This window comes from Urechidicola vernalis (genome assembly GCF_031846385.1).
In the GTDB taxonomy this organism is placed as follows: Bacteria; Bacteroidota; Bacteroidia; order Flavobacteriales; family Flavobacteriaceae; genus Urechidicola; species Urechidicola vernalis.
Window position 1 is genome coordinate 151014 of the sequence record NZ_JAVRHV010000002.1, and the last position, 15719, is coordinate 166732.

15 protein-coding genes are annotated in these 15719 nt (G+C 33.7%); 12 read left to right on the top strand and 3 right to left on the bottom strand.

Annotated features, from left to right (window positions below):
- Positions 1 to 4 precede the first annotated feature (4 nt).
- From RM519_RS05945 to scpA, 8 genes are all read left to right on the top strand, one after another.
- Positions 5 to 1393, top strand: a complete 1389-nt coding sequence (locus tag RM519_RS05945; protein WP_311592715.1) for a metal-dependent hydrolase family protein — start codon at positions 5 to 7, stop codon at positions 1391 to 1393.
- 63 nt (positions 1394 to 1456) lie between these two features.
- Entirely contained in the window at positions 1457 to 2017 is a 561-nt protein-coding gene (locus RM519_RS05950) for a PepSY domain-containing protein (protein ID WP_311592716.1), read from the top strand.
- An 11-nt stretch (positions 2018 to 2028) separates the two neighbouring features.
- Positions 2029 to 3333 carry a carbohydrate porin gene (locus tag RM519_RS05955; protein ID WP_311592718.1) on the top strand — a complete coding sequence of 435 codons (1305 nt, stop codon included), beginning with the start codon at positions 2029 to 2031 and terminating at the stop codon, positions 3331 to 3333.
- Between the two features lie 52 nt (positions 3334 to 3385).
- Entirely contained in the window at positions 3386 to 3826 is a 441-nt protein-coding gene (locus RM519_RS05960) for a hypothetical protein (protein ID WP_311592719.1), read from the top strand.
- A 118-nt stretch (positions 3827 to 3944) separates the two neighbouring features.
- Positions 3945 to 4553, top strand: a complete 609-nt coding sequence (gene udk / locus RM519_RS05965) for a uridine kinase (RefSeq protein ID WP_311592720.1) — start codon at positions 3945 to 3947, stop codon at positions 4551 to 4553.
- Positions 4554 to 4555: 2 nt separating this feature from the next.
- Positions 4556 to 4876, top strand: coding sequence for an FtsB family cell division protein (locus tag RM519_RS05970; RefSeq protein WP_311592721.1), 321 nt, complete (start codon positions 4556 to 4558; stop codon positions 4874 to 4876).
- Between the two features lie 2 nt (positions 4877 to 4878).
- A complete protein-coding gene (locus RM519_RS05975) occupies positions 4879 to 6252 on the top strand; it encodes a methylmalonyl-CoA mutase subunit beta (protein ID WP_311592722.1) in 1374 nt (457 codons plus the stop codon).
- Positions 6242 to 8305: a methylmalonyl-CoA mutase gene (gene scpA / locus RM519_RS05980; protein ID WP_311592723.1), complete on the top strand. Its 2064-nt coding sequence runs from the start codon at positions 6242 to 6244 to the stop codon at positions 8303 to 8305. The genes RM519_RS05975 and scpA overlap by 11 nt, the downstream gene beginning before the upstream one ends.
- Here scpA and RM519_RS05985 read toward each other — a convergent pair.
- The 3 genes from RM519_RS05985 to mgrA all read right to left on the bottom strand — a co-directional run bounded on the left by RM519_RS05985 (position 8302) and on the right by mgrA (position 10096).
- On the bottom strand, positions 8302 to 8598 hold the full coding sequence (locus tag RM519_RS05985) for an isoamylase early set domain-containing protein (protein WP_311592724.1): 297 nt from the start codon (positions 8596 to 8598) through the stop codon (positions 8302 to 8304). The two genes, scpA and RM519_RS05985, sit on opposite strands and share 4 nt — an antisense overlap.
- Before the next feature lie 98 nt (positions 8599 to 8696).
- Complete coding sequence (locus tag RM519_RS05990; protein WP_311592725.1) at positions 8697 to 9074, bottom strand: hypothetical protein; 378 nt, start codon at positions 9072 to 9074, stop codon at positions 8697 to 8699.
- Positions 9075 to 9079: 5 nt separating this feature from the next.
- Complete coding sequence (gene mgrA, locus RM519_RS05995; RefSeq protein ID WP_311592726.1) at positions 9080 to 10096, bottom strand: L-glyceraldehyde 3-phosphate reductase; 1017 nt, start codon at positions 10094 to 10096, stop codon at positions 9080 to 9082.
- Between the two features lie 168 nt (positions 10097 to 10264).
- Here mgrA and ccsB point away from each other — a divergent pair, with 168 nt between their 5' ends.
- The 4 genes from ccsB (at position 10265) to RM519_RS06010 (ending at position 15631) form a co-directional block, all read left to right on the top strand.
- The gene (gene ccsB / locus RM519_RS06000) at positions 10265 to 13381 is read left to right on the top strand and encodes a c-type cytochrome biogenesis protein CcsB (RefSeq protein ID WP_311592727.1); all 3117 of its coding nucleotides are present in this window, start codon (positions 10265 to 10267) and stop codon (positions 13379 to 13381) included.
- Positions 13382 to 13422: 41 nt separating this feature from the next.
- The gene (locus RM519_RS06005; RefSeq protein WP_311592728.1) at positions 13423 to 13980 is read left to right on the top strand and encodes a DUF2892 domain-containing protein; all 558 of its coding nucleotides are present in this window, start codon (positions 13423 to 13425) and stop codon (positions 13978 to 13980) included.
- A gap of 106 nt (positions 13981 to 14086) precedes the next feature.
- Entirely contained in the window at positions 14087 to 14281 is a 195-nt protein-coding gene (locus RM519_RS14010; RefSeq protein WP_432280180.1) for a PLDc N-terminal domain-containing protein, read from the top strand.
- Positions 14282 to 14344: 63 nt separating this feature from the next.
- Positions 14345 to 15631, top strand: a complete 1287-nt coding sequence (locus RM519_RS06010; RefSeq protein WP_311592729.1) for a cryptochrome/photolyase family protein — start codon at positions 14345 to 14347, stop codon at positions 15629 to 15631.
- Positions 15632 to 15719: the final 88 nt, after the last annotated feature.

Below are 15719 nucleotides of genomic sequence, written 5' to 3' on the forward strand. Positions count from 1 at the left end.
AACTATGAAAACAACATTTAAAAAATTATTCACTTTTGCTTTAGCAATGTCAGTTGTCGCCTTATTTGCTCAAGAAAAAAAATCTAGTCATATACTTATTACCAATGTAAAAGTCTGGGATGGAACTAGTGAAAATTTAATCGATGCAGATGTATTAATTAAAGACAACTTAATTTCAGAGGTTAAAAAAGGAATTAAAGCGCCAAAAGATATTATCACAATTGATGGAAAAGGAGGAACCTTAATGCCAGGCCTTATTGAAGGGCACGGACATTTACAAATGAACGGAACCTCAATTAGCGATATTGAGAATAATAGAAATTGGGAAGAATTAGCAGTACGTTCTGTAGTTAACGCTGAAAATGCATTAATGTCAGGTTTCACTTCCTGGAGAGATGCCGGTGGAATGGGTGCTGGTCTCAAAAAAACTATTGACGCAGGATTAGTAAATGGCCCTAGAATTTATCCTTCAGGCGGATTTATAGGCCCTACCGGTTCTCATGCAGATTTCAGGAATTTGACAACACCAAATGAGACATTTAACGGGCCACAATCTAGCGGAGGTAGATTAGGAATGTCTATAACAGCTGATGGAATTTCGGATATTAAAGCCGCTGTAAGGCAAAATTTTATGCAAGGTGCTTCTCAAGTAAAAATTATGTCAAGTGGCGGGGTTGTTTCTCAATTTGACCCTTGGCAATTAGACGCTTATTCAGCTGAAGAAATTAGAGCTGCTGTTGAAACTGCTGAGGCTTATGGCTCGTATGTTTTATCACATGCCTATAGTAAAAAATCAATCATTCGTTGTTTAGAAAACGGAGTGAAAACAATTGAACATTGCTTTATGTTTGATGGTGATGTCGCCGCTCTTATGGAAGAAAAAGGAGCCTATATGACTACTAACATGCAAGCCTTTTCTCCCGCTCTTTCTCAAGTTTCAGCGATTTCAGCCAGTAAATCATCTGCAAGAAAAGCAGAGTCCGCTCAATTGGCTTTTGAAAATTATGTTGAAAACGTAAAAAAGCATAGACCTAAGTTAGGCTTTCAAGGAGATTGTGTTGGAATGCCAGAAGCATGTAATAAACAAAATGATCATCAGATCTATTTGGGAGCAAATTTTTTCGGAAATCACTACTATTTAAAGGCATTAACTTCGGTAAATGGTGAAATCTTAAAGTTAAGTGGGGAGGTTATGGATCCATACCCAGATGGAAAACTTGGAGTCATAGAAACTGGAGCTTATGCAGATTTACTAATTGTTGACGGAAATCCGCTAACCAATATTGAATTAATTGGTGGAAATGAAAAATGGTTTGACGCGCCTGTACGAGATGGTATTAAAGGAATGAAATTAATCATGAAAGATGGAAAAATATATAAGAATACTTTATAATCTTTCTTAAAAGTTTAAATTTGTAAAGAGGAAAGCAACAATGCTTTCCTCTTTATTTTTTAAATGAAAACCAAAAGGCAAAAACAAGCAAAAACGATTAGAGGCTTTAGAAAGGTACACCGCGCAATGGGCATTTTTCTTTTTTCCTTTTTCTTTATTGTATCTATAAGCGGTGTTTTATTAGGTTGGAAAAAACATTCCAATGAAATCATTTCACCAATCAATCATCAAGGAACTACGGTAAATTTTGAAAAGTGGTTGCCACTTGAAAAACTACATAGCATCTCAGACTCCATTATCAAAAAAGATATTGCTCAAAATATTTCGTTATCTTTAGACAAGATTGAAGTAAAAAAAGAGAAGGGCATGATCAAGTTTGTGTATAAACAAGATTATTGGGGTGTTCAATTAGATGGGGCTACTGGCCAACTTTTGAATGTGGGCAAGCGTAACGCTGACTTTATAGAAAATATTCATGACGGTTCTATTGTAGATAATTACTTGGGCACTAATGGCTATTTCAAATTGTTTTATACCACGCTTATGGGAATTGCCTTATTAACTTTTTCCATTTCTGGTTTTTGGCTTTGGTATGGCCCAAAAAGGATGAGGAAAACAAATTAATTGCAACTACTATGAAACTGAAACACTACCTAACTTTATTGACCATACTCATAAACTTTGTTGGTTTTGCTCAAAATGAACAAAAAGAAGATGTAAAAAAAGACAGCACCGAATTTATTTACAAAAGTAAGAGCAAGTTCAACGGACCAAATTCCATTGCCGAAATTTTAAAATTTGACAACGACCGGGATCCTTATTATAGAATGCCAGTAAAACATACAAAACCTTGGTACGATTGGAAAAAGAATTTACAAGAAAAAACAGGTATTAGCCTTGGACTTGAATATGTTGCTTTAGTTCTTAGTGCAACCGACGTAATAGATGAAGAAAACCATGATAAACTAACAAGCAGTGGCGTTTTAAACATCAGAGCCAATAAAGTTATTGTAAACCGAAAAAAGGGAAAGAATCAAGGTACTTTTTCTGTTCTATTGAGTAGTAGGCATCGATACAATGGAGAGAGCAGTCCTATGTTTCATGGTTTAGATGAATCTGGGTATTATGGGCTAACCGGTACAGGTTTTATGCATTACACATTCAGAATATTAGAACTGCATTATGCGCAGCAGTTTTTAGATGGTAAAATTGGGACTATTGTAGGTAAAATTGATCCTGCCAATTTTTTTAATTTTCATGGTTTAGGGATTCCTACAAAAGCTTTTATCAATTTCGGTTCAATTGCCAGCGGTACAGTAAATATGCACAATCCTGGCTTTGGAATTGGAGCCGGAATTGAAATAACTGAATCTTTATATGCCAAAGTAGCCTTTACAGATGTGTATGGTGATTTATACCAAGATGGAAATTTTTTAGATTTTGGTCGTAATTTTTTTAATGGTGATATACAAACATGGGCCGAAATTGGCTGGGCCCCAACAATTGATGAACGTTTTTCTAAAAACTTTAGTTTAACATTTTGGAGAAGCCCATCTTATACCAGTCATACAGGTGCCGAATATGAAGATGACCTAGGTATTGCATTTAGTTCCTATTGGTTGTTTAATGAATTACATATGCCTTTTTTTAGATTCGGTTTTTCCGGTGGAAAAGCAGAAAACACCTTTTACACCAAAGACGTACAAATAGGCTATGGCCTTAACTTTAAGAGTCATGATTTGTTCGGTATCGCTTTTTCATGGGCAGAGCCAAATATACCTGGAAGCAAAGATCAATTAACAGCAGAACTTTTTTACAGGTATCAAATAACAAGACGTTTCGCTATTACACCTGATGTGCAATGGATTAAAAATCCGACCTTAAATCCAGACGAATCTAGCTTGTGGTATTTTGGGGCTAGAGCACGAATTTCTTTATAAAAAATAAAAAGTTAAAATTCATTATATTTGTATTAAACAAAAACAAACTATTATGAAAAAACTACTTACTCTTTTATTTATTGCTGTGTTAACTTTAAGTTTCTCTCATGAAGCAAATGCGCAAGAGGGCGCAAGAAAACAATTAAACTTTGGTTTCTTAGGAGTGACCTATGAAATCCCTGTTAGCAAAGACATAACAATTGCGCCTTTTGCTGGAACGGATTGGGATATAGATTGGATAACATTTGGTGTTAAAGGTAACTATTATTTTGACCGTGTGTTTAAACTTGAAAGCCCAGATTGGGATGTATATGGAGGCTTAAGTTTAGGATATGCAGTAGGATTAGGAAACAATCCTGATAGTAGTGACGTTGGATTTGGAGCACATGCTGGTGGCCGTTGGTTTTTTAATGAAAAATGGGGATTATTTCTAGAACTTGGTGGTGGAACGACTGGTGGTACTGCAGGAATCGGATTTACAATGAAACTCTAGAAGTTTTCATAAAAAAATATGCAAAAAAGCTTTTCACAATTGTGAAAAGCTTTTTTTATTCAGCCCATTTTAACTGTTTAATTTTAGTAAATTTGCTATGAATATCATCCTATAGCATATGTTAGTAATTGGAATTGCCGGAGGTACCGGAAGTGGTAAAACCACTGTGGTAAATAAAATGTTAAACGAATTACCCAACAAAGAAGTTGGTATTATATCACAAGACTCGTACTACAAAGCCACCGATAATTTGAGTTATGAAGAACGTACTAAAATAAATTTTGACCATCCAAATTCTATCGATTTTGAATTGTTGGTGGAGCATTTAAAAAAATTAAAATCCGGCGAGGCTATAGATCAACCTGTATATTCATTTGTTACGCATAACAGAACAAAAGATACGCATAGAACACACCCTACAAAAGTCTTTATTGTTGAAGGTATTTTAATTTTTAACAACCCAGAGTTGAGAGATTTATGTGACATTAAAATCTTTGTACATGCTGATGCAGATGAACGCTTAATAAGACGTTTAAAAAGAGATATTCAAGAAAGAGGAAGAGATATGAATGAGGTTTTAAACCGTTACCAAGACACCTTAAAACCAATGCACAATCAGTTTATAGAGCCTACTAAAAATTTTGCGGATATTATTATTCCGAACGACCGTTACAATACGGTTGCAGTGGATATCGTTAGAACAGTAATTAACGACAAACTCAATTAAGCATGACCTTAAAACAATTAAAAGAGAACAAATTTTTACGCTTTATAAGCAATAGATATGTCTTGATATTTATTGGCTTTGCCGTATGGATGTTCTTTTTTGATGAGAATTCTTTTTTTGTTGATCGAAAATTTAACAAAACCATTGAAAAACTAGAGAACGATAAGGAATACTATTTAAAAGAAATCGAAAAGGATTCTAAAAAAATAAAGGACCTGGAAAATCCTGAAAAACTAGATAAATTTGCTCGTGAAGAATACAATATGAAAAAAGAAGATGAAGACATTTTTATTATAGAATACGATACCATTAAAAAGAAATAATAATGGATGATTCTTTATTTGAAAACTTTATTCCTGTTTCCGAAAAACAATGGAAACAAAAAATTCAATTCGATTTAAAAGGAAAAGAATACAACGAAACTTTAAGTACAAAAACGAAAGATGGAATTGTAATTAACCCAATTCATCATCTAGACTCCTATAAACAAGTTGTTTCCGATAGATCAACGCACGACTTTAAAATAGGTCAAACTATTTTTATTGCCGATGAACGGGTTGCGAATTCTATTGCACGTAAAGCAATTAAAGGAGGGGTAGAAAGTATTTTATTCAAAGCTTCAGGCCCTTTTAATATTCAAATAGCCCTTAAAAATATTCCCATTGAAATTGAATTACAATTTGAATTTGAGTTCCTTTCTGAAAGTTTTTTAACAGATTTAATAAATCATACAGAGAAATATACAACCTTACTTAATATTGACATCATTGGAAATCTTGGCAAAGAAGGTAATTGGTTTACAACGCTTCAAAATGATTTTAAGGTTTTCAACGCTTTACTTAAGCATACATCTCAAAAATCAATAGTATTTGGAATTGACGCAGCGAACTATCAGAATTCTGGCGCTACAATTACACAGCAAATAGGATTTGCCTTAGCCCATGGATTCGAATATATAAATGATTTTTTGAACGTTACAGACGAGCCAACAGAAAAACGATTGGATTTTAATGTAAACTTCGCTATTGGGAGTAATTATTTTTTTGAAATAGCCAAGTTAAGAGCCTTTCGTACCGTTTGGACCAGCGTTTGTAAAGATTTAAGGCTACAAAGTAAACTGCATATTACTGCATCGCCAAGCACACGTAATAAAACCTTGTATGATTATAACACAAACATGCTCCGTACAACTTCAGAAAGCATGAGTGCTATTTTGGGAGGCGCCAATACTGTTTGTAATTTGGCTTATGATAGTATCTATCATAAATCAAACGCCTTTGGAGAGCGCATTGCACGGAACCAACTTTTAATTCTTAAAAAAGAAAGTTATTTATCAAACGCTAACCAAATGGTAAATGGCAGTTATTATGTTGAGTATTTGACCAAAGAAATTGCTGAAAAATCACTTGAATTATTTAAAGAAATTGAAAAAAATGGAGGGTTTCTTAAGCAATTAAAATTAGGTAATATTCAAGATTCAATAGAGAAATCAGCGACTAAGGAACAAGAGTTATTTGAGGATGGCAGTATCGTATTACTCGGCACAAACAAACATACAAATACAAGTGATACAATGAAAAATGAGCTGGAATTGTATCCTTTTGTAAAAACGAATCCGAGAAAAACACTGATCAAACCAATCATTGCCAAAAGGCTATCTGAGCGTTTAGATCAAGAAAGATTGAAAAATGAAGCGTAGGGCAATTCAACATATCAGTTTAGCTACAGAAAGTTCATCAGCAAGAGGACAGTCTTTTAAGCACGAAAACTATGTTGCGGGTATCTCTCCATTTTTAAGAGGTCCTTATTCTACCATGTATGTTCGTAGACCTTGGACTATAAGACAATATGCAGGATTTTCAACAGCAAAAGAAAGCAACGCGTTTTATAAACGGAACTTAAAGGCAGGTCAAAAAGGACTTTCTATAGCCTTTGATTTGGCTACACATAGAGGTTACGACTCTGATCATGAACGTGTTCAAGGAGATGTTGGAAAAGCGGGAGTTGCCATTGATTCTGTTGAAGATATGAAAGTGCTCTTTGATGAAATTCCATTGGATAAAATGTCTGTCTCAATGACTATGAATGGTGCGGTTTTACCAATCATGGCTTTTTACATTGTAGCAGCTCAAGAGCAGGGTGTAGCTTTAGAAAAACTATCCGGAACCATACAAAACGATATTCTTAAGGAGTTTATGGTTAGAAACACCTACATCTACCCTCCTACCCAATCGATGAGAATTATTTCAGACATCTTTGAATACACCACTAAAAACATGCCTAAATTCAATAGTATCTCCATTTCGGGATACCATATGCAAGAGGCTGGTGCAACGCCTGAAATAGAACTGGCATACACACTAGCGGATGGACTGGAATATATCAGAACTGGGATTAAGTCAGGTATGAAAATAGATGATTTTGCTCCGAGATTATCATTTTTCTGGGCAATTGGTATGGATCATTTTAGAGAGGTTGCCAAACTGCGTGCAGCAAGAATGTTATGGGCAAAAATTGTACAGCAATTCAATCCAAAAAACCAAAAATCATTAATGCTTCGAACACATTGCCAAACGAGTGGCTGGAGTTTAACAGCGCAAGACCCATTTAATAATGTTGCGAGAACAACAATAGAAGCCATGGCTGCCGTATTTGGTGGTACGCAAAGCTTACACACAAATGCATTAGACGAGGCCATAGCCCTGCCTACAGATTTCTCTGCACGTATTGCAAGAAACACGCAAATTTACTTACAAGAAGAAACCTATATAACAAAAACTGTTGACCCTTGGGCTGGCAGTTACCATGTAGAATCCTTAACTGAGAACATTGCCAATGAAGCTTGGAAGTTGATTGAAGAAGTTGAGAATTTAGGAGGTATGACTAAAGCCATTGAAAAAGGCATTCCTAAGTTACGAATAGAAGAAGCGTCTGCAATTAAACAAGCCAAAATAGATAGTGGAAAGGACACAATTGTTGGCGTTAACGCCTTTCAATTAGAAAAAGAAGATGATCTTGTAACGCTTGAAGTTGACAATGATGCAGTTAGAAAAGAGCAGGTTGAAAGACTATCATTATTAAAAGAAAACAGAAACGATAAAGTCGTAAAGAAACTTCTGAAAGAACTAGAAGAAAGTGCAAAAACTGGTAAAGGCAATTTATTAGAATTGGCTGTAGATTGTGCCAAAAATAGAGCTACTTTAGGAGAAATCTCTTCGGCACTTGAAAAAGAATTTGGAAGATATAAAGCAACAACTAATACCATTACAGGCGTGTATAGTAAAGAAATTAAAAACGATCAGCACTTTAAGTTAGCGTGTAGGTTGGCAGATGAGTTTGCAGAAATGGATGGAAGAAGACCACGGATAATGGTTGCTAAAATGGGACAAGATGGGCATGACAGAGGCGCAAAAGTGGTTGCCACAAGTTTTGCCGATTTAGGATTTGATGTTGATATTAGCCCTTTGTTTCAAACACCAAAAGAAGTGGCTAAACAAGCTGTAGAAAACGATGTACACATTTTAGGCATCTCTTCTTTGGCGGCAGGTCATAAAACATTGGTACCACAAGTAATTAAAGAATTACAAAATTATGGTCGCGAAGACATCAAAGTAATCGCAGGTGGTGTCATACCACCCAACGATTATGAATTCTTAATGAACGCTGGTGTAGTGGGGGTGTTTGGCCCAGGTACAAAAATTTCTAAAGCAGCAATTGATATTATTCAATTACTAATTGAAGATCTTTCTTAAACAGTTAACAAGCAGTTTTCTTCACCTGCATATGCATTATAAACAAAAGCATCCGCTTCTGGTTCATTTATATATGCACCGTCTACTATATATCTAAATTCTGAAGATGAATCTTTTTCAAAATCTACAGTAGTCTTGAATTTCCCGTTTTTGAATTTTTTAAGAGGTGTTGCTTCTGAGTTCCAGTCATTAAAATCTCCTACTGCAACAATTGAGTCTGCTTCAATTCCTTCTAATTCAAAAGTTACTTTACAAACTGGTTTAGATTTTAAATATTTTTTAGAGATAGCCATACTATTCTATTTTTACAAATTAATATATGGCAAAACTAAATTTTAATAGCACTTAGAAGAAGTTCAAAATTTGCAAATGTATGTTGTAAATTAACCTTTTAGAATAAGTACTTTAAGGTTTTGTCTTTTTTTATTAAAGGTTTCAACTGGTCTTCCATCAATTTCACATACTTCTTGTGCATTTTTTTCCCAAGTAAATCCGTTAAATCTCTTTCAGTATCATTGCTAAGAATTTTCATAGCGCCTATCTTCTCTTTTTCTACCTTATCACTTTCTAAAATTTCATAAATACGATCCGTTAAGCCTGCATTATACTCCATCAAATCTTCCGTTTTAAGGTTTGACAAATCCAATTCATTCACACTATTTAAAGTCGTTAACAATACTTCTTTCAAAACAGTTTCTTGCGCATTAACATGTTGCAATCCAACAAGAAAAACAAAAATTACAACTATCAATTTCATAAAATTTTTCATCACTTTTATTTTAATATGGTTTCTATTCTCGCTAATTCTTCTTCTGTAAATTTAAGATTTTCGAGCGACTTTATATTATCTAATAATTGTACAGTTTTACTAACACCAACCAGCACAGTCGTAATTTCAGGGTTTCTTAATATCCAAGCAATTGCCATTTGTGCTAAACTCTGTCCTCTATCTACTGCAATTGCATTTAATTGCTGCACTTTTTCCAAAACCTCAGTAGTAATATGATTCTCATTCAAATAGCGGGCATCTTTTACAGCTCTTGAGTCATTAGGCATACCATTTAAATACTTATTTGTTAAGATCCCTTGCTCTAAAGGTGAAAATGCAATAGCACCAATACCCTCTGTATTTAATGTTTCTAAAAGCCCTCCTTCTACCCACCGATCAAACATATTATATCTTGGTTGATGAATTAAACATGGTGTACCAAGTTCTTTTAAAATCTTAGATGCTTTTGCAGTATCTTCTGCAGAGTATTGAGAAATACCAACATACAAGGCTTTTCCTTGTCTTACCAAATGATCTAAGGCTCCCATTGTTTCTTCTAGCGGCGTATCTGGATCTGGTCTATGGTGATAAAAAATATCAACATAATCCAATCCCATTCGCTTTAAACTCTGATCGCAACTTGCAATTAAATATTTTCGAGAACCCAAATTACCATAGGGACCATCCCACATGTCCCATCCGGCTTTAGATGAAATAATCATTTCATCTCTATAAGATTTTAAATCATCCTTTAAAATTCGACCAAAAGTCTCTTCTGCTGCACCATAAGGAGGTCCATAATTATTGGCCAAATCAAAATGCGTTATCCCATTATCAAAAGCTGTTCTAACAATATCTCTTGCCTTTGTATAATCATCTGCATGACCAAAATTATGCCATAGCCCTAAAGATAGTAAGGGTAACAAAATACCACTTTTACCGCATCTGCGATATTGCATGGTGTCATATCTAGAATTTGATGCTTGGTAATTTTGTAATGGATTATGATCGTTTTTATACATGATTTTTGTTCTTATTTATTATTGAGAATCTCAAAGTTAGCGCAATAAATCGATATAAAAAATTGAAAACGATTTAGCAATTTGAATGGGGTAATAATTAACGTTTTACTCATCAATATAATCTTAATAATCCGTACTTTTGCGCAAACTTTTTTAGGATTAAAAAAAATGAATAAACTACTTTCTTTTTTATATTCAACTAGACTTACCGGGGTTTTGTTTATCGTATTTGCTGCTGCCATGGGTATTGCAACTTTTATTGAAAACGATTACGGTACACAAACTGCAAAAGCACTGATTTACCATGCATGGTGGTTCGAAGCCATTATGGTAATATTTGTCTTTAACTTTTTTGGTAACATCTTTAAATATCGATTGTATAGAAAAGAGAAATGGTCTGTGTTGTTATTTCACTTGGCATTCGTTCTTATTATAATTGGTGCCGGTGTTACAAGGTATATAAGTTATGAAGGTATTATGCCAATTATTGAAGGCGAGTCTAACAATACAATGCTTTCTGAAACGACCTATTTTCAAGTAACTACACATAATAATGAAGTTCAAAGAATTTCTGTCCCAGCCCCAGTTTTATTATCGGCTAAAGGATCACCTAATTATACATTTAAAGACAATTTCAAGGGACAAGATTTTGAATTTGACTTGGTAGAATATATACCTAATGCTAAAGAAGAATTTACTTTAGATGAAAACGGTCAATCCTTTTTAAAAATTGTTGAATCATCAAACGGAGGGCGTCATGATCATTATTTAAAGCAAGGCGAAAGTCAATTGATTCACAATGTTTTAATTGGCTATGACAACGAAGGAAACAATACAGTAGATATTTTAACCATTGATGGTCAATTAAAAATTAAATCCATTCATGAGGGAACCTTTTTAAGAATGGCTGATCAATTTAATGGAATCATTGCCAAAGATTCTATTCAAGATTTAAATCTACTTTCTTTACACAACTTGGCTGGGATGAATTTTGTAATTCCAGAACCGGCCGTTAAAGGTTCTTACAAAACTATTGTTGGAGATAAAAATGAAGACCCATTAGATAAATTAGTATTCGACGTTACCGTTGGTGAAGAAACAAAAAAACTTGAACTATCAGGTGCTCAATACTATATGCAATCACCAACACAAATTAGTGTAGGCGGATTACATTTTAGAGTTAATTATGGTGCGCAGCAACTTACACTTCCTTTCCACGTAAAACTGAGGGACTTTCAATTAGACACCTATCCGGGTTCTGAAAACCCCATGTCCTATGCAAGTGAAGTAACCGTAATTGATCCTTCTGAAACATTCGATTTTAGAATTTTCATGAATAACGTATTAAACCATAAAGGGTATCGTTTTTTCCAATCTAGTTACAATATCACTCCAGAGTATGAAGAAACGAGATTATCTGTAAATCATGACTTTTGGGGAACTACAATTACCTACTTCGGCTATACTCTATTGTTTTTAGGATTGATCATAATCATCTTTGCAAAAAACACGCGATTTGATACCTTACGTCAAACGCTGAATAAAGTAAAAGCGAAAAAAGCAGCATTAACCATTGCCGCATTGTTGGCCATAAATACCGGTTTTTCTCAACACGAAGAACATCAACTTACCAATACTCAAATAGATTCTATTGTAAATGCCAATGCTGTTTCTGCAGAACACGCTAAGAAATTTAGCAAATTGGTTATTCAGGATGCAGGTGGAAGAATGAAACCTTTGCATACTTTCTCTTCAGAATTACTAAGAAAAGTAAGTAAAAAAGACAAGTATAAAGGACTGAACTCTAACCAAGTGTTCATTTCTATGCAGCAAAATCCACGCTTTTGGTTTAATGTTCCTATGATTTATATTAAAAAGGAGAACACTAAATTAAGAGATCTTATTGGCATTCCTGAGGATCAGAAATATGCAAGACTTGCAGATTTCTTAACAAACATGGGCGATTACAAATTGGCAAAAGAAAACGAATATGCCTTTAAACAAAAGATTAAATCAAAGTTTGATCAAAGTGTTTTAGATGTTACCAACCGTGTCAATGTTTTATTTGATGCTTTATTTGGAAACTTGTTAGCCATTTTCCCAATTCCTGATGATGAAAACAATACTTGGGTTTCACAAAACGAATTAAAATCAGAATACTATTCTGGAACAGATTCTGTTTTTGTAAAACAGATTTTTCCAGCGTATTTACAAACCTTAATTGAGGCAAAAGAAAAGAATGATTATTCTCAAGCAGACGAAATTCTAAACGGAATTATAAAGTTTCAGCAAAAGTTTGGAAGCGATGTATACCCATCTGACAAGAAGATTGATTTAGAAGTTTTCTATAATGAAAACGACATCTTTAAAAACCTCTTTTGGCAATACATGCTTGGCGGTCTATTCTTATTCATAGTAATAATTATAAATATATTTAACGATTCTAAGTTCTTAAAAACCCTATTAAAAATTGGTTCAATAATTTGTGTATTATTGTTTGCATACCACACTGTTGGTTTAGGGATACGATGGTATATCTCTGGGCACGTGCCATGGAGTAACGGATATGAATCCATGATATATATTGCTTGGGCAACCATGCTTTTCGGATTAATTTTCGGAAAAAAATCGCAATTAACAATTGCTGCAACTGCTTTTGTTACGGCTATGATTTTAATGTTTGCACACATGAACTGGATGGATCCAGAAATCGCAAACTTAGTTCCTGTTTTGGATTCGTATTGGGTAATGATTCACGTATCAATTATTGTGGCCAGTTATGGTCCGTTTACCCTGTGTATGATTCTTGGTTTATTGGCATTATTCTTAATGATCATTACCAATGATAAAAACAAAAAGAAGGTCAAATTAATTGTACAAGAGATAACTGTCATTAGCGAAATGTCTATGACTTTAGGAATTATCTTATTAACGATCGGAAACTTTTTAGGAGCCATTTGGGCAAACGAAAGCTGGGGTCGTTATTGGGGATGGGATCCAAAAGAAACTTGGGCTTTAATTAGTATTATGATTTATGCTTTTATTTTACACATGCGTTTAATTCCAGGCTTAAGAGGTCGTTATGCATTTAATGTTGCTGGTGTATTATCATTTGCATCTATTTTAATGACCTATTTAGGCGTAAACCATTTACTATCCGGATTGCATTCTTATGCTCAAGGAGAAGCTGCAAAAATTCCATACCAAATTTGGACATGGTTAGCGATCTCTATTTTGCTAAGTGTATTGGCCTACTTTAAGTACAAAAAATATTATAAGAAATAAGTGCAAATAGGTATCTTTGCACACCAAATTTAAAAAGAGACATGTTTAATAAAAATATAAAATTAGTTCTTGCTGCAGGTATTATTGCTTGGGCCGTTTTTCAATTTATAGAAGGAAATATAATGAATGGTATTTCACTTATCTTGTTAAGTGGAATCTTTATTCTATTCTATTTTAAAAACGAATTTATTTTGTTGGCGTTTTTACAATTACGAAAGCAAAATTTTGAAAAATGCCAGAAATGGTTGAGTTACATCAAAAACCCTAGTTCTGCATTAATAAAGAAACAAGAAGGATACTATAACTTTTTACAAGGTATCATGGTTTCTCAGTCTAATTTAACGCAGGCCGAGAAATACTTTAAAAAAGCAATTACACTAGGCTTATCTATGGATCATGATTTGGCTATGGCTAAGTTACAATTATCTGGTATTGCCATGTCTAAAAACCGAAAGCAAGAAGCAAACAAGTTAATGGCAGAAGCAAAAAAATTAGACAAACACGGCATGCTAAAAGACCAGATTAAAATGATGAAAGATCAAATGAAAAAAGCCCCTGGTTTAAGTCACCACCAAATGAGAGGTAGAGTTAGAAGATAACACTGCATTTCACAAAAGATATTAATTAAAGAGCAACCTAAATAGGTTGCTCTTTTTTGTTACCTTTATTTTAAAATAAAAACCAACTATGAATTTATTACCCATTATGATTAGCGGCGTTCAAATAGCAATTTTTGGACTCTTATTTCTTACGTTCTATTGCTACGCCTTTGTCTTACTTATCAAAAATAGAAATCAAGGTAATTTTATATTATGGCTTATGCTTTTCATTTTTGTTCCTGTAATTGCTCCTATTTTATTTCTAATAAATTATTTTACTAGAAAAGCGACGACTTCATAATATAAAAAATAAGAATTGATTAGATTTAAGATATGTAAACATAACCCCGTTTATTGTTAAACGATGCGTAAAAAAATGATATCTATTTGTTGGTATCGACGAGATTTAAGGATCAAAGATAATCATGCTTTGCTTAAAGCCTTGAATAGTGGTACTCCAGTGCTGCCAATATTTATTTTTGACAAAAATATTATTGAAGAACTAGATGCAAACGATGCGCGAATAACATTTATTTACGAACAGCTTACTTTATTAAATAAAGAATTTAAAAAAAACAACTCCGGTATATACATTTTAATTGATACACCCATTAAGGCGTGGAAGAAGTTGGTTTCGGAATTCATTGTAAAAGAAGTCTTTTTTAATGAAGACTACGAACCTTATGCTATCGGAAGAGATAAAGAAATTCATGACTTTTTACGCGATAAAAATATTAAAAGTACCGCATGCAAAGATCAGGTTATTTTCTCTGGAAACGAAGTACTAAAAGCGGACCAAACACCGTATACTATATATACCCCTTATAAAAATAAGTGGCGCGAAAAATTACACCCCTCTTTATTAAAAACTTATGATTCTGAGTTCGGTAAAACTTACTTTGAAAATAATTATGAAATCCCAACAATTTCAGAAATTGGTTTTACGCTCTCAACAAAAAAAGTAAAACCTTATAATTTCAACTCACTAGAGAATTACGAAAACACTCGAAATATCCCTGGCTTAAATGGCACGAGCAATCTTTCTCCTCATTTACGTTTCGGAACAGTTAGCATTAGACAAATTGTAAATGAAGTTAAAGAGAATGAATCTTTTTTAAATGAACTTATATGGAGAGAATTCTTTATGCAGATTTTATTTCATTTCCCAAAAGTTATAAACGCTAATTTTAAGCGTAAGTATGATACTGTAGAATGGAGAAATAATGAAAAGGAGTTTGAACTTTGGAAAAGTGGAAATACAGGCTACCCAATGGTTGATGCAGGAATGAGAGAACTTAATGCTACAGGATATATGCATAACAGGGTTAGAATGATTGTTGCCGGTTTTTTATGCAAACATTTACTTATAGATTGGAGATGGGGAGAAGCATATTTTGCCCAAAACTTATTGGATTATGAATTAGCATCTAATAATGGAAATTGGCAATGGGCAGCAGGAACTGGTTGCGATTCGGCTCCATATTTTCGAGTTTTTAACCCCACTACACAACTCAAAAAATTTGACCCAGACCTCGTTTATATTCGAAAATGGATCCCTGAATTTGATGAATTGAATTATCCATTGCCAATGGTAGAACATAAAATGGCTCGTGAAAGAGCAATTAACACCTACAAACGAGGCATATCTTAACCTCTTGCTTAAAAGCATCTATAAATTAAGTCATTCTTAGTTCTTCTCGTTTAACTCTAATAAATTGGTTATCTTTACTATAAATCTT